General features: G+C 76.0%; 6 protein-coding genes and 11 pseudogenes. All 17 read left to right on the top strand.

Annotated features, from left to right (window positions below; genetic code table 11):
* Positions 1-211: 211 nt before the first annotated feature.
* A pseudogene (locus FF86_RS56445) lies at positions 212-624 on the top strand (iron chelate uptake ABC transporter family permease subunit); the annotation flags it as partial.
* A 1-nt stretch (position 625) separates the two neighbouring features.
* A partial coding sequence (locus FF86_RS56440; RefSeq protein ID WP_242419410.1) for an iron ABC transporter permease occupies positions 626-1,285 on the top strand: 660 nt, incomplete at its 5' end.
* Positions 1,255-1,746: pseudogene (locus FF86_RS64345) on the top strand (iron chelate uptake ABC transporter family permease subunit); the annotation flags it as partial. The gene FF86_RS56440 and the pseudogene FF86_RS64345, both read left to right, overlap by 31 nt.
* A 1-nt stretch (position 1,747) precedes the next feature.
* A partial coding sequence (locus FF86_RS56430) for an iron chelate uptake ABC transporter family permease subunit (RefSeq protein ID WP_242419409.1) occupies positions 1,748-2,364 on the top strand: 617 nt, incomplete at its 5' end.
* A gap of 347 nt (positions 2,365-2,711) precedes the next feature.
* Positions 2,712-2,795, top strand: a pseudogene (locus FF86_RS68035) (hypothetical protein); the annotation flags it as partial.
* A gap of 1 nt (position 2,796) precedes the next feature.
* A partial coding sequence (locus tag FF86_RS23915) for an ABC transporter ATP-binding protein (RefSeq protein ID WP_242419408.1) occupies positions 2,797-4,352 on the top strand: 1,556 nt, incomplete at its 5' end.
* Positions 4,345-4,516: pseudogene (locus tag FF86_RS64335) on the top strand (ABC transporter ATP-binding protein); the annotation flags it as partial. The gene FF86_RS23915 and the pseudogene FF86_RS64335, both read left to right, overlap by 8 nt.
* Position 4,517: 1 nt before the next feature.
* A partial coding sequence (locus FF86_RS23910) for an ABC transporter ATP-binding protein (RefSeq protein WP_242419407.1) occupies positions 4,518-6,033 on the top strand: 1,516 nt, incomplete at its 5' end.
* 129 nt (positions 6,034-6,162) lie between these two features.
* Positions 6,163-6,459: an MbtH family protein gene (locus FF86_RS23905; RefSeq protein ID WP_044887085.1), complete on the top strand. Its 297-nt coding sequence runs from the start codon at positions 6,163-6,165 to the stop codon at positions 6,457-6,459.
* Positions 6,456-11,573: a salicylate synthase gene (locus tag FF86_RS23900; protein ID WP_082122134.1), complete on the top strand. Its 5,118-nt coding sequence runs from the start codon at positions 6,456-6,458 to the stop codon at positions 11,571-11,573. The genes FF86_RS23905 and FF86_RS23900 overlap by 4 nt, the downstream gene beginning before the upstream one ends.
* Positions 11,570-12,827: pseudogene (locus FF86_RS23895) on the top strand ((2,3-dihydroxybenzoyl)adenylate synthase); the annotation flags it as partial. The gene FF86_RS23900 and the pseudogene FF86_RS23895, both read left to right, overlap by 4 nt.
* A gap of 1 nt (position 12,828) precedes the next feature.
* Positions 12,829-13,243: pseudogene (locus FF86_RS56415) on the top strand (AMP-binding protein); the annotation flags it as partial.
* Between the two features lie 245 nt (positions 13,244-13,488).
* Positions 13,489-15,121, top strand: a pseudogene (locus FF86_RS56410) (condensation domain-containing protein); the annotation flags it as partial.
* Between the two features lies 1 nt (position 15,122).
* Positions 15,123-18,081: pseudogene (locus tag FF86_RS56405) on the top strand (amino acid adenylation domain-containing protein); the annotation flags it as partial.
* A gap of 1 nt (position 18,082) precedes the next feature.
* Positions 18,083-18,957 (top strand): annotated as a pseudogene (locus FF86_RS56400) (AMP-binding protein); the annotation flags it as partial.
* Position 18,958: 1 nt separating this feature from the next.
* Positions 18,959-22,064: pseudogene (locus tag FF86_RS56395) on the top strand (AMP-binding protein); the annotation flags it as partial.
* A gap of 1 nt (position 22,065) precedes the next feature.
* Positions 22,066-24,351: pseudogene (locus FF86_RS56390) on the top strand (AMP-binding protein); the annotation flags it as partial.
* Between the last annotated feature and the right edge of the window lies 1 nt (position 24,352).

The raw sequence follows: 24,352 nt of genomic DNA, 5'->3' as shown, positions 1-24,352 counted from the left end.
GGGGCCGCCGAATCGACGACCTTTCGATGACGTTGATTGGTGATCGCCGCCCGGCGCGGATGGCGGGCGGGGCTCTGGACGCGACGGGCGTTGCCGGGCTAGCGTCCGGCTCAATAAAGTTAGCCTAGCCAAAGTTAGGCTGACTTAACCATCGACAGATTGTGGGGCGAGAAGTGCGGATAGTGGCGAAGTGCAGATAGTGGCGGAGGGNGGGCCGCTCGCGCTAACCCCGGCCGCCGTGACGGCGTCCACGGCGCCGCCGGCCCGGATCGGCCCACGTGGCCGGCACTCGGGGCGCGTCCGCCTGGCGGGCCTGGCGGCGGCGGTGCTCGCGCTGGCCGGGATGTGCCTGCTCAGCCTGCGGGTAGGCGCAAACCATCTGCCGTTCGCCGTGGTCTGGCGGGTGCTGTGGCACGACGACGGCTCGTCGGCCGCCACCATCGTGCACGATCTGCGGATCCCTCGCACCCTGCTCGGCCTGGCCGTCGGCGCCGCGCTGGGGGTGGCCGGCGCGCTCACCCAGGCGCTGACCCGCAACGACCTGGCCGAACCGGGGCTGCTCGGCGTCAACATGGGGGCCTCCGCCGCTGTCGTCGTGGGGATCTCGGTGTTCGGTGTGACGAGNCCGGCCGGCTACGTGTGGTTCGCCTTCGTCGGTGCCGGGGTCACCTCGGTAGCCGTCTTCGCGATCGGTTCGGCCGGTCGCGGTGCCGCGACACCGGCCACCCTGGTGGTGGCGGGCGCGGCGGCGACCGCCCTGCTCGGCGCGTTCGTCAACGCCGTCCAACTGCTCGACGTCACGACGTTCGACCAGATGCGGTTCTGGGACGTCGGCTCCCTGTCCGCGCCGGGCGCCCCCGCCCTCGCGGCCACCTGGCCGTTCATCGTGGTCGGCATCCTGCTGGCGGTCGGCCTCGCCCGCCCGTTGAACGCACTCGCCCTCGGTGACCAGTCCGCCCACGCGCTGGGCGCCCACCCACACCGGGCCCGGGCGAGAGGAGCGCTCGCCATGGTCCTGCTGTGTGGGGCGGCGACCGCCGCCGCTGGTCCGATCACCTTCGTCGGCTTGGCCGTCCCGCACGCGGCGCGGGCGATCGCCGGGCCGGACCACCGGTGGGTCCTGCCGTACTCCGGCGTACTCGCCGCGATCCTGCTGATCGGGGCGGACCTGGTCGGGCGGGTGATCATCGCCCCGGGGGAACTGCGGGTCGGGGTCGTCGCCGCCTTCGTCGGCGCGCCGGTCTTCATCGCGTTGTGCCGCCGAGCCCGCCTGGCCCAACCGTGACGGGCCCCGCGCTCGGCGGCTTCGCGCCGGCCGGCGAGCCGCGCTGGCCGTCGGGCCGCCAGCGGGTCCGGCGGTTCGGCGGCGATGCCGTGTCCGTGCGGATCTCGCCGCGGGCCGTCGCGGTCAGCGTCGGGCTCGGCGTGGTGATCGTGGCCGCCGGGCTGGTGGCGTTGACCACGGGCGACTACCCGATCCCGGTCGGGGATGTGCTCCGCGCCCTGCTCGGGCACGCCGACGGCGGGACGGACTTCGTCGTCAACTCCCTGCGGCTGCCCCGCCTGGTGACCGGCTTGCTGGTGGGCGCCGCGCTGGCGCTGAGCGGATCGATCTTCCAGAGCGTGTCGAACAACCTGCTCGGCAGCCCGGACATCCTCGGATTCACCACCGGCTCGGCCACCGGGGCGCTCGTCGTCCTGCTGGTGCTGCGCGGAAACGCGGCGGAGGCGTCGCTCGGCGCGGTGNCCGGCGGCCTGCTCACCGGCGCGCTGGTCTACGCGCTGTCCCGCCGCCACGGGCTGGCCGGACCGCGCCTGATCCTGATCGGGATCGCGGTCGGCGCGCTGCTCATCTCGGTCAACTCCTACCTGATCACCCGGGCGACACTGGCCGCCGCGGTGGCCGCCCAGGTGTGGCTGATCGGCAGCCTGAACAGTCGGGGGTGGGACCAGGCCTGGCCGCTGGCCCTCGCCCTGGTGATCCTGATGCCCGTCGCCCTGTTCCACGGCCGGCGGCTGGCCTACCTGGAGATGGGCCGGGAGACCGCCCAGACGCTCGGCGTGGACGTCGAGCGCAGCCGGCTCCTGCTGCTCGCGGTGGGAGCGGCGCTGGCCGCCACGGCGACGGCCGCCGCCGGGCCGGTCGGGTTCGTCGCGCTCACCGCGCCGCCGCTGGCTCGCCGGCTCACCGCCGCGCCGGCGCCGCCGCTGGTATCGACCGCGCTCGCGGGAGCCGCGCTGGTCGCGGTCGGCGACCTCGCGGCCCAACGCCTGTTCGCCCCCGTCCAACTGCCGGTCGGCGTGGCCACCGGTGCCGTCGGTGGGGTGTATCTCGCCGCCCTGCTGCTTCGGCGGCGGGCGTGACGGGCGTGACGGGCGTGACGGGCGCGGTCGGCGCGTCGGTCCGGCTGGACGGGACGCCCGCGAAGAGGTTGACGTTGCGCAGGTACTTAGGTTAGCTATACCTAATATGTCGGGTGGACGGTCACCGCCCGCCGTCGCCGATCACACGGGCTGCGGGCCTTCAGCCCGTCGCCCCGACCCGTGGCCCACCAGCCCGGGCGGTGTGGTCGGACGACGCGGGCCCGATCCAGTCAAGGGCGGTGCGCGTGAACGGCTCGACCGGCAGCCGGCTGCTGTGGACGCGGCTGCGCGGGCTACGGGGCGAGCTGATCCTCGGCGCGTTGGCCACGGTGGTCCAGCAGGCGGCGATGCTCGCCCTGCCCTGGTGCGTCCAGCGCGCACTCGACCGCGGCATCACCGCGCGCTCGGTGCACGGCACGGTCACCTGGGTCNTCCCCACGCTGCTGGTCGCCGTGGCGTTCATGCTGGGTGGCATCGGCGGCCTGTGGTGGTCGGGCCGGGCCGCCGCCCGCGTCGCCCACGGGCTGCGCGCGTCGATCGTCGCGCGGGTGGCGGCCTTCGACCGGCCCGCCCTCGCCCGCTACGGCCACGGTGATCTGGCGATGCGGGCCACCCGCGACGTCGACCTGGTTCGGCTGTGGGTGCAGAGCCTGGCCATCTGGGTCCGGATCGTGGTCACGGTCGTCGTCGTGCTGCCCGCGTTCGCCCTGCTCGACCCGTTGCTGCTGGTCATCGGGGTCGTGACGATCCCGCTGGTGGCGCTGGCGAACGCGTACTTCCCCGGCCGGTTCGACGCGGCCAACACGGGCCTGTCGGAGGCGTTCGGCGCCCGGGCCGACGCGGTGGACGACCTGCTGTCGGCCAGCGCGGCGGTGCGTGGCCTGGGCGGCGAGTCGGCGCTGGTGCGCCGCCATCACGACCGCAGCGCCGCCCTCACCGACCACACGATGGCCACCGCGCGCGTCTCCGCGTCCTGGACCGCCGTCCCGCCGGCCGTCCCCCGCCTCGCGATCGCGGCGGGCCTGGCCAGCGGGGGGACGGCCGCCCTGCACGGCGACCTCACCGTCGGCGGCCTGGTCGCCTTCACCTCGTGGATGACCACCCTGACGCTGGCCGTCACGATCGCGGTGGATCTGCTCTCCTCGCGTGGCCAGGCCCGTGTCGCGGCCGCCCGGATCGCCGAGATCCTCGACACGCCGGTCAGCGACGACGACCCGGTGGACGCCGAGACCCCACCGGCGGGCGGTGCGTTGGTGGCCCGGGGCGTGACGGCCGTCCGCGCCGGGCGCCGGGTGCTCGGTCCGGTCGACCTGCACGTCGCTCCCGGCGAGTTCGTCGCGGTGACCGGCCCGACCGGCAGCGGCAAGACCACCCTCGCCCGCGTGCTGTGCCGGCTGGAGGACCCGGCCACGGGCGTGGTCAGCCTCGGCGGGGTCGACCTGCGGCGGGTCACCCGGGTCGAGCTGGCCGGCCGGATCGGCCTGGTGCCGCAGCGGCCGCTGATCCTGGCCGGGACGGTCGCGGACAACCTTCGCGTCGGTCGGGCGGTCGAGTTCTCGGCGCTGCGCGCGGCCTGCGAGGTCGCCGCGGTCGACGAGTTCGTGGCCAGCCTGCCCGACGGGTTCGACACGGCGCTGGGGGAGCGCGGCGCGACGGTGTCCGGCGGTCAGGGCCAGCGCCTCGCCCTGGCCCGTGGCCTGATCGGCCGGCCGGGCGTGCTGATCCTCGACGATGTCACCGCGGCGGTGGATGCCGCGACCGAGGCCACCATCCTCGCCCGGCTGCGGGCGTGGGCGCCCGAGGTCGCGCTCGTGGTGATCTCGCACCGCCCGTCCGTGCTCGCCGTCGCCGACCGGGTGATCCGGCTCGGGACGGACGGCACGCCGACCGCCCAGGACGGGGCCGCCGGGCCTGCCGGCGCGGCCGCGGACCCGGCCGAGGGCACCGGAGATGATCACATCGTCGGGGTGGGAGGCGTCAGTGGCTGAGGTCCGGATGCTGGCCGAGGAACCGTCGACGGCGGGGGTGTTCCGGCGCTTCTGGCCCTACCTGCGCCCGCATCGTGTGATCATGACCGTCGCGTTGCTGGCCAGCGTCGCCAGCACGGCCGCGGTGGTGGCCGTCGCCGCGGCCATCGGGTGGGGCGTCGACGNGGTGACCGCCGGCGACCGATCCCGGCTGTGGTGGGCTGTCGCCCTGCTGACCGCGGTGGTCCTGGCCCGCCTGGTCATGCTGCGCTGGTCGGAGATCCTGCTCTCCGACGCCGGCGAACGGACGATCCGCGGTCTGCGTGACCTCGTCGTCGAACGCCTCGCCCGCGCCCCGCTGCGCTTCATCGAGGCCCACCGCACCGGCGACCTGCTACGCCGCTCGACCGGCGAGATCGCGGACCTGACGCTGTTCCTGCGCGACCAGCTCCCCAACCTGCTCGGCGTCACCCTCACCATCGGACTGACGACGGTGATGCTGCTGGTGTACTCGTGGCTGCTGTCACTGCTGCTCATCGCCCTGTTCCTGCCGATCGCGATCGCCGTGCTGGCCTGGTTCAACCGGGCCTCCCCGGAGACGTTCGGCCGGCAGGCGGCGGCGGACGCGGCGATGACCGCGACCTTCACCGAGTCGCTCACCGCCCAGGAGGCGCTGGTCGCGCCGGGGCGGCCGGACGAGTGGGTCCGGCGGTTCCGGGCCGACAACGACGAACTGCTGGCGGCGAACGACCGGGCCGTCGCCGTCCAGAGCCGGTTGGAGCTGTTCGGGCTGCTCGAAGGGCTGGCCACGGCGGCGCTGCTGCTGCTCAGCGTCTGGCTGGTGCGGGCGGGGCAGCTCAGCGTCGGCACCGTCGTCGTGTTCGTGCTCGCCACGCGCAACCTGTTCGAGAGCATGCTCACCCTGTCGGGGCTCGCCGGCCAGGCCCAGCTCGCCCGGGTCGGCCTCGCCCGGCTGGTCGACCTGCTGGACGCGCTGCCGCCGGCCGACCCGCCGCCGGCTTCGTCGCCGGCTCCCGACCTGCCGCCGCGGGGCGACCTGGTCGCCGAGCGCCTCCGCTACGCCTACGCGCCGGGGGCGGACGTGGTGCGCGACGTCTCGGTCGCCTTCCCGGCCGGCGACCGGGCGAGCCTGGTAGGCGTCACCGGATCCGGCAAGACCACGCTGGCCAAGCTCCTCACCGGGCTCTACGAGCCGGATACGGGCTCGGTGAGCTACGGCGGGATCGATCTGCGGACCGCGTCGCCGGAGCAGGTCCGGGCGCGCATCGTCCTCATCCCGCAGCAGGTGCACATCATCACCGGCACGCTGGCCGAGAACCTGGCGCTCGCCCCGGGAACGCCGGACCGGGCGGCGATGGCGCGGGCGGTCGAGCTGCTCGGCCTGACCGAGTGGGTCGCCCGGCTGCCCGGCGGGCTCGACGCCGACCTGGGGACGCGCGGCGAGCGACTGTCCGCCGGCGAACGGCAGATCGTCGGGCTACTGCGGGCCGCGCTGGTCGACCCGCCGGTGCTGCTGCTCGACGAGGCCACCGCCGACCTCGACCCGGAGGTGGCCGGCCGGCTGGAGACCGCCGTCGATCGGCTCCGGTCGGGCCGGACGCTGGTCGTGATCGCGCACCGCCCGGCCACCATCGCCCGGTTGCCGCGGACCGTCCGCGTCGAGGCCGGCCGCCTGAGGTAACCCCCCGCGGGTCGTTTGCACGTACGAGCTGGGGTTTTTGCCTGATAAGGCTGGACGCGCCCCAGTAATTTAGGTAAACCTAACCTTAGACACCATCTCAGGCCGCAGACCCGAGGAGACGGGAACCGCATGTCGACGAACCCGTTCGATGACGAAAACGGAAGCTTCTACGTCCTGGTCAACGCCGAGGGCCAGCACTCGCTCTGGCCGACCTTCGCGCCGGTTCCGGCGGGCTGGCGGACGGTGCACGACGCCGCCAGCCGGACGGCCTGCCTGGAGTACGTCGAGGCCACCTGGACCGACCTGCGCCCGGCCAGCCTGGTCGCCCGGATGGCGGCCGACCAGCCCGCCGACCGAGGGTCCGACCAGTCCGCCGAGGCCGGGCGGGAACACCGCGACGGAGCCGAATCCGGCGTGTCCCGGTGACAGCGCCGCTGGTCTACCACGAGCGGACGGTGCGCCTCACCGGCGACCCGCTCGCGGCGGCGGCCCGCCTCGGGCGCGGCGCCGAGGCGCCGTACACCGTCTACGAGCGCGACGGCGAGTGGTGCTTCGGCTCGGGTGCCCTGGCCGAGATCGTTCTGTCGTGGGACGAGATCCGCTACCGGTTCGGCGGCGGCTGGCGCGTCGAGCCGGTCGGCGCCGCGCCGCTGCGGGCCCTGGCCGGCGTGCTGGCGAGCGTCCCGGTGGTGGACTGGCGGGCGTGCGGCTGGGCCGGTTTCGAGCTCGGTTCCCGGATCGCGGGCCTGCCCGGCCCGCAGTCGGCCGAGTCGCTGGTCCACCTGATCATTCCGGCCCGAGAGGCGCGGCTGACGGCGGCGGGGGCGACCCTGCGCGCCGCCGACCCGGCCGACCTGGACCTCCTGGCCGAGGCGCTGGCCACCGCGCCTGCCCTCACCGGCACCGGCGCCCTCACCGGCACCGGCGCCGCCGCCAGCACGGGTGCCGCCGCCGACGAGGCGGCGCGGCTGAGCCCGCTGGCCGACCTCGAGCACGGCGCCGACGACTACCGGCAGGGCGTCGCCCGCGCCGTCGAGGACATCCGGGCCGGCCGGCTGCGCAAGGTGATCCTCTCCCGGGTCATCCCGGTCGACGGCGAGATCGACCTCATCGCGACGTACGAGCGGGGTCGGCGGGGCAACACCCCCGCCCGGTCCTTCCTGCTCGACCTCGGCGGCGTGCGCGCGGCCGGGTTCAGCCCGGAGACCGTCGTCGAGGTCGCAGCGAGCGGCCAGGTCTCCACCCAGCCGCTGGCCGGCACCGCGGCCTTCGACGGCGGGCGGGTCGACGGCGGCGAGGCCGACCGGGCCCGCCGGGAGGCGCTGCGCACCGACCCCAAGGAGATCTACGAGCACGCGGTGTCGGTGCAGGTGGCCCAGGAGGAGCTGCGGCGGGTGTGCCAGCCGGGGACGCTGGTCGTCGACGAGTTCATGGCCGTGCTCGAACGGGGCAGCGTCCAGCACCTGGCCTCGCGCGTCAGCGGCCGGCTGGCGCCCGGCCGCGACGGCTGGGACGCGTTGGCCGCCGTCTTCCCGTCCATCACGGCCACCGGCGTCCCGAAGGCAGCCGCCCTCGCCGTGATCAGGCGGGCCGAGCCGCAGCCGCGCGGCCTCTACAGCGGCGCCGTGATCAGTGTCGCCGCGGACGGCTCGCTCGACGCCGCCCTCGTCCTGCGCACGGCCTTCCAGCGCGACGGGCGGACCTGGCTGCGCGCGGGGGCGGGCGTCGTCGGCGCGTCGCGCCCCGAGCGGGAGCTGGAGGAGACCCGCGAGAAACTGCGCAGCGTCAGCCGTTTTCTGGTGGCGGCGCCGGCGGCCGGACCGGACCGGGAGGCGCTGCGGCGCACGGTCGCCGGCCTGCTGGAGGAGGACCCGGCCGACGTCGGCGACGAGGACAACCTGTTCGAACGCGGACTGGAGTCGATCGCGCTGATCCAGGCGGTCGGCGCCTGGCGGCGGGCCGGCCTGGAGGTCAACTTCGCCGAGCTCGCCGAGAACCCGACCCTCGACGCGTGGTTCAAGCTGCTGGCCGGCCGGCTCTCGGCCGCCGCGCCGGCCGCCGAGGGCGGCGCCGCCGGTGACGGGCCGCCGCAGCCGGCCGCGGCGAGGCCGGATCCGCCCGCGGCGGACGGCGGGGAGTTCCCGTTGGCGCTCATGCAGCACGCCTACTGGGTTGGCCGCGATCCAGGGCAGCCGCTCGGCGGCGTCGCCGCCCACCTCTACAGCGAGTTCGACGGGCGGGGCGTCGAGCCGGACCGGCTGGCCGCCGCGATCGAACGGCTCATCTCCCGGCACGAGGCGTTGCGGACCCGGATCACCGACAACGGCGGCCAGGTCGTCGAGGAGCGGTCGGGCTGGCGCGGGCTGACCGTGCACGACCTGCGCGACCTCGACGAGGACGTCGCCGCGGCCCGGCTTGCGGCCGTGCGCGACACGCTGTCCCACGAGATGCTCGACATCGAACGCGGGGAGGTCTTCGCGACCGCGCTCAGCCTGCGCCCGGGCGGCGCGACCCGGTTCCACCTCGACGTCGACATGGTCGCCGCGGACGCCGTCAGCTACCGCGTCCTGCTGGCCGACCTGGCGAACCTCTACGGCCGCCCGGACGAGGTGGCGTCCGCGCCGGCATACACCTACCGGCGGTACCGGGCCGAGCACACCGCGGGCCGGCAGGCGCAGGCCGAACGGTCCCGGCGCGCCTGGCGTGACCGCCTGCCCAGCCTGCCCGGGCCGCCCGAACTCGCGCTCGCGTCGCCGCTGGCCGCCGTCGGCGCCACGGCCGAGCCGCGGGTGTCCCGGCGGCACTTCCGGCTGCCCGAGCAGGCCCGCGTCGCGCTGGGGCAGGCGGCCCACCGCCGCGGCCTCACCCCGGCGATGGCCGTGGCGACCGCGTTCGCCGAGGTGCTCGGCGGCTGGAGCACCCAGCCCCGGTTCCTGCTGAACGTCCCGTTGTTCGACCGCGAGCAGGTGCACCCCGACGTCGACCGGGTGGTGGGCGACTTCACCAGCTCGGTGCTGCTGGAGATCGACCTCACCGACCGGGTCCCGTTCGTCGAGCGGGCCCGCCGGGTCCAGACCCGGCTGCACGCCGACGCCGCCCACGCCGGCTTCTCCGGCGTCGAGATCCTGCGCGAGGCGGGCCGGGCGCGCGGCGAGCGGGTGCTGGCCCCGGTCGTGTTCACCAGCGCCCTGGGCCTCGGTGAACTGTTCGACCCCGCCGTGCGCCGCGAGTTCGGCGACCCGGCGTGGATCATCTCGCAGGGGCCGCAGGTCCTGCTCGACGCCCAGATCACCGAGCTCGACGGGGGCCTGCTGGTCAACTGGGACGTCCGCGAGGACATCTTCGCGCCCGGTGTGGTCGACGCGATGTTCGCCGCCTTCGAACGACTGGTGCATGACCTGGCCACCCCCAGGCCGCTCGAGGCCGGCACCAGTTCGGCCGGCACCAGTTCGGCCGGCACCAGTTCGGCCGGCACCAGGTCGGCCGGCGAGGCGGGGGACGGCTCGGTCTGGGACCGGCCCGTCGACGGGCTGCTCGACGAGTCGGTGCGCGCGGTGCGCGACCGCGTCGGCGCCGTCGCGGGGCCGGCGTCCACCCGCCTGCTCCACGAGGGGTTCTTCGCGCTGGCCGAGCGCAGGCCCGGCGCGCCGGCGCTGGTGTGGGGGGCGACGGGCGAGCCGGCCGGCTCGCTGTCCTACGGCGAGCTCGCCGCGCGGGCCCGGGCGGTCGCGGGCAGGCTCGCCGCCCGCGGCGTGCGGCCCGGCGACCTGGTCGCCGTCAGCCTGCCCAAGGGGCCGGCGCAGGTCGTCGCCGTCCTGGGCGTGCTGGCGGCGGGCGCCGCCTACGTACCGGTCGGGGTGGAACAGCCGCCCGCGCGGGTCGCTCGGATCGCGGCGACCGCCGGCTTCAGCATCGTGATCACTTCGCCGGCCCGCACGCGGTGGCCCGACGGGGTGACCCCGCTCGGCCTGGACGGCACTCCCGGCGAGCCCGCCGAGACGGCGTCCGACCGCCTCGTCCTCGCCGCGGCGGACGACCCGGCCCGGCTGGGCGAACCCGCCTACGTGCTGTTCACCTCCGGTTCCACCGGCCAGCCGAAGGGCGTCGAGGTCGGTCACCGGGCGGCGATGAACACCCTCGACGACCTGACCGAGCGGCTCGGACTCGGCCCGGACGACCGGACGCTGGCCGTCTCCGCCCTCGACTTCGACCTGTCGGTCTTCGACCTGTTCGCGCCGCTGTCCGTCGGCGGCGCCGTGGTGCTGGTCGACGAGGACTCCCGGCGCGAGGCCGCCCGCTGGGCCGAACTCGTCGCCGAGCACCGGGTCACGATCCTCAACTGCGTCCCGGCCGTGCTCGACCTGATCCTCACCGTGGCCGGCGGGGCGGGCGAGCTCGGGGACAGCCTGCGGGCGGTGCTGCTCGGCGGGGACCGGGTCGGCGTCGACCTGCCGGCCCGGCTCGCCGCGGCCGTCCCCGGCTGCCGGTTCCTGGGCCTCGGCGGCACGACCGAGACCGCGATCCATTCCACCGTGTGCGAGATCGTCGGGGGCGGTCCGGTGCCGGCGCAGTGGCGTTCGGTGCCCTACGGCACGCCGCTGCGCAACGTCGCGCTGCGGGTCGTCGACGCTCTCGGCCGGGACTGCCCCGATCACGTCGCCGGCGAGCTGTGGATCGGCGGCGCCGGGGTCGCCCGCGGCTACCTCGGCGACCCCGAGCGCACGGCCGACCGGTTCGTCACCCACGCGGGCGCCCGCTGGTACCGCACCGGGGACCTGGCCCGCTACCTGCCCGACGGCACCGTCGAGTTCCTGGGCCGTCGCGACCAGCAAGTCAAGATCCGCGGCTTCCGGGTCGAGCTGGGCGAGGTCGAGGCCGCGCTGCTGGCCCTGCCGGGCGTGCGGGCCGGCGTGGTCGCGCTGATCGGCGGCGGGGCCGGCCGGCCGGCCCCGCTCGGGGCGCTCGTCGTCGGCGATCCGGGAGCCGATCCGGCGGACGGTCCGGCGGCGGTCCGCGCGGGCCTGCGCGGCCTGCTGCCGCCGCACATGGTGCCCGACCGTGTCGTCGCGGTGCCGGAACTCCCGCTCAGCGCCAACGGGAAGGTCGACCGTAGGGCGGCCGCCGAGCTGCTGGAGCGGGAGGACTGCGGCCCCCGGCCGCAGTCCTCCCCGCCGCGTTCCGACCTGGAAAAGATGATCATGCTGGTCTGGCGGGAGGTGCTGGGCGGCGACGCGTTCGGGGTGACCGACGAGTTCTTCGCGCTCGGCGGCGACTCGGTGCTGGCCACCCGCGTCGTCACCCGCCTGCGCGACGAGCTTGACACCGGTGAGGTGTCGGTCCGCATGCTGTTCGGCGCGCCGACGGTGGCCTCGTTGGCGCAGCGCATGCGCGCCGCCGAGATCGCACCCGGGCGTCTCGACCGCGTCGCGTCGATCGCCTGGGAGATCGCTGGTCTGTCCGACGACGAGATCGCGGTGCGGCTGGGCGCCGGCGCCGGCCTCGTGGGCGACGGCGCCGGCACCATCGGGGCCGAGCGATGATCCGCCGGTCGCTGACCGGCCCGGCCTCGCCGACCGCGGTGGACGGCTGGGTGCCCTGGCCGGCCGAGTTCGGGCGCCGGTACGCCGCCGAGGGCTACTGGCAGGGCGAGCCGCTCGGCGAACGGCCGCGGGACTGGGCCCGGCGGTTCGGTCCGGCGACCGCCCTCGTCGCCGGGCCGCCCACCCAGCCAGTCCGGCTCTCCTACGCCGAGCTCGATCGGGCCGTCGACGATCTGGCGGCCGGGCTCGCCGGGCTCGGCCTCGCCGCCGGCGACCGCGTCCTGATCCACCTGCCGAACCGGATCGAGTTCGTGACGTTGCTGTTCGCGCTGCTGCGGCTGGGGGCGATCCCAGTGCTGGCGCTGCCCGCCCACCGCCGCGTCGAGATCGAGCATCTCGCCCGACTGTCCGGCGCGGTGGCCTACGCGATCCCCGACAAGCACGAGGGTTTCGACCACCGCGCGCTCGCTCGGGAGATCGTGGCGGCGGTCCCGGCGGTGCGCCATGTGCTGGTGGCCGGCGACGCCGGTCCGTTCCCCGGGATCGACGCGCTCGCGGCCGCGGGCGCCGCCGCCCGCGCGGGCCGACCCGTGGGGCCGGCGGCGCCCCCCGACCCGGCCGGCGTCGCGCTGTTGCTCATCTCGGGCGGCACGACCGGAAAGCCCAAGCTGATCCCGCGTACCCACTGGGACTACGCCTACAACGCCTCGGCCAGCGCCGGGCTGTGTGGGCTGACCGGCGAGGACGTCTACCTGGTTGCGCTGCCGGCCGCCCACAACTTCCCGCTGGCGTGCCCGGGCGTCCTCGGGGCGCTCGGCGTCGGCGCGACGGTGGTCCTGGCGCCCTCGCCCAGCCCGGAGACCGTCTTCGAGCTCATCGCCCGCGAGCGGGTGACGGTCACCGCGCTGGTGCCGGCGCTCGCCCGCCTCTGGGTGACCGCTGCCGCGTGGGAGCGGCCCGACACCGTGAGCCTGCGCCTGCTCCAGGTCGGCGGCGCCCGGCTGGACGCCGAGCTGGCCCGGCGCATCCGGCCGACCCTCGGCGCCACCGTCCAGCAGGTGTTCGGCATGGCCGAGGGCCTGCTGAACTTCACCCGCCTCGACGACGGCGACGAGATCGCCTGCACCACCCAGGGCCGGCCGCTCGCGGCGGCGGACGAGATCCGCATCGTCGACCGTGACGGGGCGGACGTCGCCGCGGGAACCGTCGGCGAGCTGTGGACCCGCGGCCCTTACACGGTGCGGGGCTACTACCNGGCCGCCGAGCACAACGCGACCGCGTTCAGCCCGGACGGCTTCTACCGCACCGGTGACCTGGTTCGGCTCACAGCGAGTGGCAACCTCGTCGTCGAGGGGCGGATCAAGGACGTGATCAACCGGGGCGGGGAGAACGTCTCCGCCACCGAGCTCGAGGAGCACCTGCTCACCCACCCCGCGGTCGCCCAGGCCGCCGTCGTCGCGGCGGCGGACGAGCAGGTCGGCGAGAGCGTCCGCGCGGTGATCGTCACAGCGCCCGGCGCGGCGGTGACGTTGCGCGCCCTCAAGGCGCACCTGCGCGAGCGGGGCCTCGCCCGGTTCATGCTTCCCGACCTGCTCACGGTCGTCGACGAGCTCCCCCTCACCCCCGTCGGCAAGATCGACAAGCGCGAGCTGCGCCGCCGCCTCGGCTAGCGCCCCCTCGCGCGTGCCTCCGCGGTCCTGCGGATCCAGACGCCGTCTCGAAGCCGCACCACCGAAGCCGCACCACCGGAAGGACGTGCACCGTGGCCAGTCCCGACTCCGCGCAGCGCAAGCGTGAGCTGCTCCGCCGCCGGTTGGCGGCGGAGCGCCTGACGCGCGAGCCGACGGCCGGCGGCGTCCGACGCCTGGCGCGGACCCCCGGTGTGGGCTACCCGGTCACCCCGGGCCAGCGGCGGATGTGGTTCCTGCAACGGCTGCGACCCGACAGCGCCGCCTACACGATCTCGGCGGCGTTCGAGCTGACCGGACCGCTGGACGTCAGCGCGCTGCGCGGCGCGCTGCTCGCCGTCGCCCGCCGCCACGAGGTCCTGCGCACCACCTACCGGGTCACCGCGGACGGCGGGCTCGAACAGGTCGTCCGCGACGACGTCACGCCGGCCTGGCTCAGCGTGGACCTGTCTGCCGAACCTGACGAGGACCGCGAGCCGCGCGCCCGCCAGATCGCGGTGCGCGCCGCGCGCCGGCCTTTCGACCTCACCGCTGAATCGCCGCTGCGGGTGACGGTGCTGAGCCACGGCCCGGACCGGCACACGCTCGCGCTCGCCGCCCACCACATCGCCTGGGACGACGCCTGCTGGGACGTCTTCTTCGGCGACCTGCTCGCCACCTACGACCGTCGGGACAGCGGCGCCGACGACCAGCCCGGCGCCGGCATCGGCGTGCAGTTCCTCGACGCCGTCGCGCCGGACGCGGCCGGTCCCACCCCGGACGAGCTGGCCTACTGGCGACAGCGGCTGACCCCGCTGCCCGAACCGGTGCGCCTGCCCGCTCCCGCCGCCGACGGCACCTCGAACGGCGACGGCACCTCGAACGGCGACGGCACCTCGAACGGCGACGGCGACAGGTCCGGTGACGGCGGCGAGCCCGACGCCGGCCGGCAGACCGTCCACCAGGCATCCGCCGAGCTGGCCGGCCAGGTCCGGGCGTTCGCCGCGCGGCACGGCGCGACGCCGTTCATGGTGCTGCTCGCCGCCTACGGTGCCCTGCTGCACCGGATCACTGGCGCGACCGACATCACCATCGGCTCGCCGGTGGTCAACCGCGACCGCGCCGAGACCGCCGGCGTGCTCGGCTACTTCGGCAACACCGTCTGCCTGCGGCTCGCGGTCGGACCGGCCGACACGTTCACCGACCTGCTCGACCGCGCCCGCGAGGTGTGTCGGGGCGCGTTCGCCCACGCCGACGTCGACCTGGCCGACGTCGTCCGCGACCTCAACCCGGACCGCGCCGACGGTGTCTCCAGCCTGTTCACGACGATGTTCGCCGTCCGCACCCCGGCCGCCGCCGCGCTGCGCGGCCGGGACCTGCGCGGCGAACGGCGTCCGGCGCACAACGGCACCGCGCAGTTCCCGCTGACGGTCGTCGCCGAGCTCGGTGACGGCGGCGGCCGCGACGCGCTCGAACTGGAGACGACCTACCAGGACGGCGTGGTCTCACCGTCGTTCGCGCGGACCGTCGGCCCGCGCCTGGAACGGCTGCTGGCCGCGGGGCTGGTCCGCCCCGACACCCCGATCGGCGCCGTCGACCTGCTCGCCGGCACGGAACGCGAGCGCGTCCTGACCGCCTGGAACGACACCGCCGGGCCCAGCCCGGCCGAGTCGTGGACGGCGCTGTTCGCCGCCCAGGCCGAGCGTGTCCCGGACCGTACGGCGCTGGTGACCGCGGCAGGGATGGTGACCTACGGCGACCTCGCCGCGCGGGCCGACGCCTTCGCGCGGGTGCTGGCCGGCCGTGGCGTCGGGCGGGGGGCTGTCGTCGCCGTCGCGCTGCCCCACTCGGCCGACCTGGTCGTGGCACTGGCCGGCACCGNTCGTGCCGGCGCCGCCTACCTGCCCCTCGACCCCGACTATCCGGCCGACCGGATCGGTTTCATGATCGAGGACGCGTCCCCGGCGGTCGTGGTGACCACGCGCGCGCTCGCCGCGCGGCTCCCGCTCGCGCCCGGCACCGGCCTGCTGCTGATCGACGGACCCGAACGCGAACCCGAACGCGAACCCGGATCCGAGCCCCGATCCGAGCCCCGATCCGGGCCGGCGGCTTCGGCCGAAGCCTGGCCGCCGGCCGTCGATCCGGACAACCCGGTGTACGTGATCTACACGTCGGGTTCGACCGGGCGGCCCAAGGGCGTCGTCGTCGGCCACCGAGCGCTGACGAACTTCCTGGCGTCGATCGTCGAGACCGTCGGCATCACCTCGGCGGACCGGCTGCTCGCCGCGACGACGCTGGCCTTCGACCCGAGCACCGTCGAGCTGCTCGCGCCGCTGACCGTCGGCGCCTCGATCCACCTTGCCGAGGGCGACCAGGGCCGCGATCCGTCGGCGCTGGCCGGGTTGCTGCGCGGGGGAGCGGTCACGCTGGCGCAGGCGACCCCGTCGCGCTGGCGTTCCATCCTCAACGCGGACCCGGGGCCCTACCCTGCGGTGCGCGCCCTGTGCGGCGGCGAGCCGCTACCGCCCGACCTCGCCCGGGAGCTGCTCACCCGCGCGGAGAGCCTCACCAACCTGTACGGGCCGACGGAGACGACGGTCTGGGTGACGACGAGCCCGGTGCGCGCCGCCGCGACCGCCGGGGAACGGCTGGCGGTCGGCCGGCCGCTGCGCAACACCCGCGCCTACGTGCTGGACGGCGCGCTCATGCCGGTGCCGCCCGGGGTCGCCGGCGAGCTTTACCTCGCCGGCGACTGCGTCGCCCACGGTTACCTGCACCGGCCGGCGCTGACCGCGTCCCGGTACGTCGCCAGCCCCTTCGACGCCGGCGAGCGGATATACCGCACCGGCGACCTGGCGCGCTGGACCGCCACCGGCGAGCTGGTCGTCGCCGGCCGTTCCGACGACCAGGTCAAGGTCCGCGGCGTCCGGATCGAACCCGGTGAGATCGAGGCGGTGCTCGAGGGTCACCCGGGCGTCGGGCGCTGTGCCGTCGTCGTCCGCGCGGACGGGCCGGCCGGGCCGGCGCTGGTCGCCTACATCGTTCCGGCAGCCGCCGGATCCGCCGGCCCGGGGGATCCGGCGGGCCCGGCCGGCGACCGGACGCTCGCGGGTGAGCTGCGGGCGCACGCGGCGGGCGTCCTGCCCGGGGCCATGGTGCCGGCGGCCTTCGTGACGCTGCCCGCCCTGCCCACCACTCCCGCCGGCAAGCTCGACCGCCGGGCGCTGCCCGCCCCGGACTTCGCCGCCGCCGCCCGGCCCGGCCGGGCCCCGGCGACCCGGGCCGAGACGATCCTGCGTGACGTGTTCGCCGAGGTGCTCGGGCAGCCGGGCATCGGCGTCGACGACTCGTTCTTCCACCTCGGCGGCGACAGCATCCTGGCCTTCGCCGTGGTCACCCGGGCGGCCGCCGCCGGCGTGACGATCGCGCTGGCCGACGTGTTCGACAGCCCGACCGTCGCCGGCCTCGCCGCCGCGGCGGCCGCCTCGACGCCGGTGGATCCGGCGGCGGTACGTGCGGCCGCAGTGGATGCGGCGGCGGTGGATGCGGCGGCGGTGGATGCGGCGGCGGTGGATGCGGCGGCGGTGGATGCGGCGGCGGTGGATGCGGCGGCGGTGGATCTGGCGTCGGTCGACGCGGCGGACCTGGCGCGCTGGCGGGAGCGGCTGCCCGGGCTGACCGAGGTCTGGCCGCTGTCCCCGTCGCAGGCGGGGCTGCTGTTCCACCGCCTCGTCGACGGCGATGACACGCCGGACGTCTACGTCATCCAGTTCGTCCTGGACCTCGCGGGGGAGGGACTCGACCCCGAGCGCCTGCGCGCGGCGTCGCGGGAGCTCGTCGCCCGGCACGCCGTCCTGCGCGCCGCCGTCCTGGCCGACGGCGCCGTGCCGGCCCAGGCCATCCTGGACCGGGCCGAACCGGAATGGACAATCGTCGACCTCTCCGCCTGGCCGGCCGCCGAGCGGGCGGCCGAGGCCGAGCGGCTGGTCGCGGCCGACCGCACCGCGCGTTTCGATCTCACCGCGCCGCCGCTGATCCGGTTCCTGTGGGTCCGCACGGGCCCGGACAGCGCCCGGCTCGCGGTCTGCGCCCACCACGTCGTCCTGGACGGCTGGTCGCTGCCACTGGCGCTGCGAGAGCTGTTCGCGCTGGCCGCCGAGCCCAGCGCCGAGCCCAGCGCCGAGGCCGTCACCGAGGCCGTCACCGAGGCTGGCTCCGAGGCCGTCGCCGATCCCGGCGCCGTGGCCGACCCGGTCACGGCGGCGCGGCTGCCCGTCGCCCGCCCGTACTCGGACTACCTGCGCTGGCTGCGGGCCCAGGACTCCGACGCCGCCCGCGCGGCCTGGCGGGCCGAGCTGGCCGGCCTGGAGGGGCCGACCCTGATGGCCGCCGGCGGCGGCCATCGAGCCGCGTCGGCGAGCGGGACGGTGCCGATCCCGGCCGCCGTCGACCGTGCGGTCAGCCCCGAGACGGCCGCCCACCTGGCCGCGCTCGGGCGCGAGCGGGGGCTCACCCTGAATTCCATCCTGCGGGCGGCCCACGCGATCCTGCTCGCCCGGGCGGTCGGCCGCGAGGACGTCGTCCTCGGCGCGGTGACCGCCGGCCGGCCGCCGGCGCTGCCCGGGGTCGAGTCCATGATCGGACTGTTCGTGACCACCGTGCCGGTCCGGGCCAGGGTGAGCGCCCAGGGGACGTTCGCCGCGCTCATCGCCGAGCTCCAGGCGGCGCAGGGCCGCATGTTCGCCCACCAGCACCTCGGCCTGGCCGACATCCAGGCGGTGGCCGGGCACGGGGACCTGTTCGACACGGTGGGTGTGCTCGAGTCCTACCCGTTCGAGCCGNCCACCCTGATCCCGCCGGACGGCCCGCGCCTGGCGTCGGTCGACGGGCACGACGCCACCCACTACGCGCTCACCATCCGGGTGATCCCCGGCGACGGGTTGCGCCTCACCTTCGGCTACCTACGCGGCGTCCTCGACGACGCGACGGTCGCGGGCCTCGCCGACCGGATGCTCGCGCTGCTCGAGGAGATCGCCGCCGACCCCGACCGGCCGATCGGCGCCGTCGCCGCCCTGCCGGCGGCTGAGCGGAACCGGGCCGCCCTCCTCCCAGCGCCGCCGACGCCCGGATGGGGCGCCGACGCCACCCTGCCCGAGCTGTTCGAGGCCCAGGCCGCCCGGACCCCGGACGCGGTCGCGCTGCGCTGGCGCGACGCCGAGCTCACCTACGCCGAGCTGGACGCCCGGTCCAACCGACTCGCTCGGCTGCTCGCGGAGCGGGGCGTCGGGCCGGAGTCGATCGTGGCGGTGGCGCTGCCCCGCTCGACCGACCTGGTCGTGACCCTGCTGGCCGTCCTCAAGGCCGGCGGCGCGTACCTGCCGGTGGATCCGGCCTACCCGGCCGACCGGATCGCGTTCATGCTGCGCGACGCCGCGCCGGCCTGCGCGGTGACCACCGTCGAGACCCGCGCGGCGCTGCCGGCTCGGGCCGGCGTGCCCCTGATCGCACTGGACGACCCGCTGGTCGTGGCGGCGCTGGCCGCGGCGCCGACCACCCCGCCGGACGGGGCCGGGCGGGCCCGCCCGGACAACCTCGCCTATGTCATCTACACCTCCGGCTCGACCGGCCGGCCGAAGGGCGCGCTGATCCCGCACCGCAACGTGGTGCGGCTGTTCGCCGACACCCGGGAGCTGTTCCACTTCGGCGAGACCGACGTCNGGACGATGTTCCACTCGGTGTCGTTCGACTTCTCGGTGTGGGAGCTGTGGGGGCCGCTGCTGCACGGCGGCCGGCTCGTCGTCGTCGACCACGACGTCACCCGTTCCCCCGGGCAGTTCCTCGACCTGCTCCGGCGGGAGTCGGTGACCGTCCTCAACCAGACGCCGGCGGCGTTCGCGGCGCTGGTGGAGGCCGACCAGGCCGCCGGCCGGCACGACCTCGGCCTGCGTTTCGTCATCTTCGGCGGTGAGGCGCTCGAGCCTGGCCGGCTGGCCGGCTGGTACGAGCGGCACCCGGACGACGCGCCGACCCTGGTCAACATGTACGGGATCACCGAGACCACGGTGCACGTCACGTACCTGCCGCTGGACCGGGCCGCCGCGGCCGCTGCCGCCGCGGGGCGCCGAGGCGTGATCGGCGAGCCGCTGGCCGGCCTGCGCGCGCGGCTGCTCGACCGCCACCTCACGCCGGTGCCGCCCGGCGTGCCGGGGGAGATCTACGTCAGTGGCGCCCAGCTCGCCCGAGGCTACCTGGGCCGCACCGGCCTGAGCGCCACCCGGTTCGTGGCCGACCCGTACGGCGAGCCCGGCGACCGGATGTACCGCACGGGCGACCTGGCCCGGCTGGGCCCGGACGGCTCGCTGGAGTACCTGGGCCGCGCCGACGACCAGGTCAAGATCCGCGGCTTCCGGATCGAACCGGGCGAGATCTCCGCGGTCCTGGCCGCCGACCCGGCGGTGGAGCAGGTCGTCGTCGTCGCCCGGGAGGACGACGCCGGCCGGCGCCGGCTGATCGCCTACGCCGTACCGCGTGCGGGCCGGCGCGTCGACGGGCCGGCGCTGCGGGCCCGCGCCGCGGCGGCGTTGCCCGATTTCATGGTCCCGGCGGCGGTCGTCGCGTTGGACGCGTTGCCGCTGACCGGCAACGGCAAGCTCGACCGGGCCGCGCTGCCGGCTCCCGACCTGACCGCCGCGACCTCGGCCCGGTCGGGCGGCACGGACACCGAGCGCACGCTGTGCACAGTGTTCGCCGCCGTGCTCGGCGTCGACCGGGTCGGCGTCGATGACGACTTCCTCGCCCTCGGCGGCGACAGCATCATCGCGATCCAGCTGGTCAACCGGGCCCGCCGCGAGGGCGTCGAGGTCACCCCGCGCGAGGTCTTCGTCCAGCGGACGCCGGCCGCGCTGGCGGCGCTCGTCGCCAGCCGGACCGCGACCGAAACCGCCGCGCCCGCCGCGCCTGCCGAAACCGCCGCGCCCGCCGCGCCTGCCGAAGCCGCCGCGCCTGCCGAAGCCGCCGAGGCCGCCGCGACTCCGGTCACCGGGTCCGCGGGAACCCCGGCCGGCCCGCCGTCGCCGCTCGCCACCTCCACCGGACCGGACCCGGCGGCGACCGGGGTGCTGACCCCGCCGCCGATCGTCGCCCGGCTCGCCGACTGGGGCGGGGAGATCCGGCGGTTCAACCAGGCCTTCCTCGTCCGGACCCCGGCCGGCGCCACCGAGGCGGACCTGCGGGCCGCGCTCGGCGCGCTGGTCGCGCACCACGACGCCCTGCGGGCCCGGCTGCTGCGGCCCGCGCCCGGGGTGTGGCTGCTCCAGATCGATCCGCCCGGCGACGGCCAGGCCGGCCCCGACCCCGACCTGCTGACCCGCATCGACGCCGCCGGGCTCGACCCGACCGCCCTGCGCGCGGTGGTCGCCGCCGCCTCCGGCTCCGCCGCCGGGCGCCTCGACCCCGACGCCGGGGCGGTGCTGCGCGCGGTCTGGCTCGATGCCGGCCCGACGGCGCCGGGCCGGCTGGTGCTGGTGGCCCACCACCTCGTCGTGGACGGCGTGTCCTGGCGGATCCTGCTGGCCGACCTCGAGGCGGCCCACGCGGCGGTCCGCGCCGGCCGCCGGCCGGTCCTCGAACCGGTCGGCACCTCGCTGCGCGCCTTCAGCCAGGTGATCACCGAGCTCGCGGCCGCCCCGGCCCGCCTCGGCGAGCTGACCCACTGGCTGCAGGCGCTCGCCCCGGGGGCGCGGCCGTTCACCGAGCCGCTCGGCCCGGCCGCGCCGGCCGCCGAACCCGCGCTCGGCCCGGCGGCTGTGGGCATCGTGGCCGACACCGGACGGCTGGTCGTCGAGCTGCCGCCGACGGCCACGGCCGCCCTGTTCACCGACGTCCCCGCGGCAACCGGCGCCGAGGTCACCGACATCCTGCTGGCCGGCCTGCGCATGGCGATCCGCCCCCGCCCGGCGGCCGGCGACGGCGACGGCGACCTGCTGGTCGATCTCGAACGCCACGGTCGCGAGGAGATCACCCCCGGGCTGGACCTCGCCCGCACCGTCGGCTGGTTCACCAGCATCGCGCCGGTCCGGCTCGCCCCGGCGCGGACCGCGACCGCCGGGACCCAGGCTGTCGAGACCCTGGCTGTCGAGACCCTGGCTGTCGAGACCCTGGCTGCCGGGACCCTGGCTGTCGAGACCCTGGCCGCTGAGACCCTGGCCGACGTGACGGCCCGCCTGCGGGCCACGCCCGAGCGCGGCATCGGCTTCGGCCTGCTCCGCTACGCCAACCCGCTGGCCGGCCCGACGCTGGCCCGGGCCGGGCGGGCCCAGGTGCTGTTCAACTACCTCGGTCGCTTCCGCGCCGACCGCCACGCTGACTGGGGACTGGCCGAGGAGTTCGACGCCCTCGCGGCCGAGCCCGACCCCGGTCTCGGCGTCGGCTATCCGCTGACCGTCGACCTGGTCAGCGTCGAGACGGACGACGGGCCGGTGCTGCGCGCGACCCTCACCTACCTGACGACCGTGCTGACGGCGGACGAGGCCGCCCGCATCGCCGACGGCTACCTCGACGCGCTGCGGGAGCTGGCCTCGCTCGGGCGGGCCGCCGGTCCCACGGCGGCCGGCGAGCCGGCCGAGCTCATCGCGCTCCCACCGGCCGAGGTGGACCGGATCGCGCGCACCTTCCCGGCGCCGATCGAGGACGTCTGGCCGCTCTCGCCGTTGCAGGAGGGCCTGTACTTCCACTCGGCGCTCGACGCGACCAGCGACGCCTACACCGCCCAGTTCTCGCTGGACTTCGACCACCGGCTCGACGCCGACCGGCTGCGCGTGGCCTGNGCGACCCTCATGGCCCGCACCCCGACCCTGCGCGCCGGCTTCCTCGGCGACGGGCTGTCCCGCCCGGCGCAGGTCATCGCGCGCGAGCTGCCCGCCCCGGTCGAGGAGATCGACCTGTCCGGACTGGCCGAGCCCGAACGGTCGGAGACGGCCGAGCGGATCGCCGCCGAGGACCGGGCCCGCCCGTTCGACGTCGCCCGCCCGCCGCTGTTCCGGCTGATCCTCGTCCACCTGGCCGAGACGCGGTCCCGGCTGGTGATCAATCGCCAGGTGCTGCTGTGGGACGGCTGGTCGGGTGCGCTCGTCGTCGAGGGGCTGCTCGGGCTGTACGCCGCCGGCGGCGAGGACGTGGCCCCGGCGGCGGCCGGGTCCTTCCGGGACTACCTGCGCTGGCTGCGCACGTGGGACACCGCCGCCGCGCAGCGGGCCTGGCGGTCGGCGCTGGCCGGCCTCGAGGGCCCGACGATGGTGGTGCCGGCCGCGCGGGGTCTGCCGCCGGTCGCCCCCGCGCGGATCACCGCCGAGCTGCCCGAGGCCACGGCCAGCGCGCTGCGGGCGGCCTCCCGCGCCCACGGCGTCACCCTGAACACGATCTTCAACGCCGCGCTGGCGCTGGTGCTGGCGGCCACGACCGGCTCGGACGACGTCGTGTTCGGCACGACCGTCGCCGGCCGCCCGACCGAGCTCGACGGCATGGACGAGGTCGTCGGCCTGTTCCTGAACACCGTCCCGGTCCGGGTCCGGCTCGACCCGCGGGAGACGGTCGGGGAGCTGCTGCGGCGCGTCGCCGCCGACCGCCTCGACCTGCTCGACCACGAGTACCTCGGGCTCGGCGAGATCCAGCGGGCCAGCGGGCACCCGGTGCTGTTCGACACGCTCTACGTCCTGCAGAACTTCATCGACGAGGTGGCGAACGACCAGACCAGCGCCCGCCACGGGATCGTCGCCGGCAGCAGCCTCGACCACACCCACTATCCGCTGACGTTCGTGCTGTTCCCCGGCGCGCGGATCACCGTCCGCCTGGAGCACCGCCCGGACGTCGTCGCGCCGGGCCTGGCCGAGGGGCTGTTCGCCCGCCTGCTGGCCATGGTCGACGCGCTGGTCGCGCACCTCGACGCGCCGGTGGGCTCCCTCGACCCGCTGCTACCGGCCGAGCGGGCCCGGCTGGACCAGGTGGTGTCCCCGCCGCTGCCGATCGGCACGGACACCGTCGCCGACCTGCTCGCCGCGCGGGCCGCGCGGATCGGCGAGTCGGTCGCGCTGGTCCTCGGCGAGCAGCGGCTGACCTACCGCGACCTCGACGACCGGGTGAACCGCCTGGCGCGGCTGCTGATCGCGCACGGCGCCGGCCCGGAGACGGTGGTGGCACTCGGGCTCGGGCGGACGGTCGACATGGTCGTCGCGCTGTTCGCCGTGCTGCGCACCGGCGCCGCGTACCTGCCGCTCGAACTGGACCATCCGCCGGCGCGCCTGCTGGAGATGGTGGCCGACGGCGGGGCCGCGCTGCTGGTCACGAGCCAGGCGACCGGCCGCTACCTGGCCGGCGGCGCGCAGGTGCCCGGCGCGGCGGACGCCCACGATGGCCCGACCTGGCTCGCGCTGGACACCGACACCATCGCCGCCGAGCTGGCCGCCACCCCGGCCGGTCCGCTGGCAGACGCCGAGCTCGGCGCCTTCGCCCGCGACCGCGCCGACCGGCTCGACCACCCGGCCTACATCATCTACACGTCGGGCTCGACCGGACGGCCCAAGGGCGTCGTCACGCCCTACCGCGGGCTGACGAACATGTGGCTCAACCACCGGGACGAGATCTTCACCCCGACGGTGGCGGCGACCGGGGGCCGGCGCCTGCGCGTCGCGCACACCGTCTCGTTCGCGTTCGACATGTCGTGGGAGGAGCTGCTCTGGCTCGTCGAGGGCCACCAGGTGCACATCTGCGACGAGAACCTGCGCCGCGACGCCGAGGGGCTCGTCGCCTACTGCGACCGCCACCGGATCGACGTCGTCAACGTCACCCCGACCTACGCGGCCCACCTGTTCGAGGCCGGGCTGCTGGAGCGGACCGAGTCGGCCGCCGATCCCGACGGCGATCCCGACGGCGCCCCTGATGGCGGCACCGACGGCGACCCGGGGGATGGTCACCGGCACCGGCCGGCCCTGGTCATGCTGGGCGGCGAGGCCGTGCCCGACTCCCTCTGGACCCGGCTGCGGACCACCGACGGGACGGCCGGCTACAACCTGTACGGGCCGACCGAATACACGATCAACACCCTCGGCGCCGCGACGN

Source organism: Frankia sp. CpI1-P (assembly GCF_001421075.1).
GTDB classification, from domain to species: domain Bacteria; phylum Actinomycetota; class Actinomycetes; order Frankiales; family Frankiaceae; genus Frankia; species Frankia torreyi.
Note: the sequence above shows the minus strand (reverse complement) of the source record. Positions and strands in the feature narration are given on the sequence as shown.

Bases quoted from the DNA above. Each gene is read 5' to 3' on its own strand.
- FF86_RS23905 (WP_044887085.1), top strand. From the start codon at position 6,163: ATGTCGACGAACCCGTTCGATGACGAAAACGGAAGCTTCTACGTCCTG.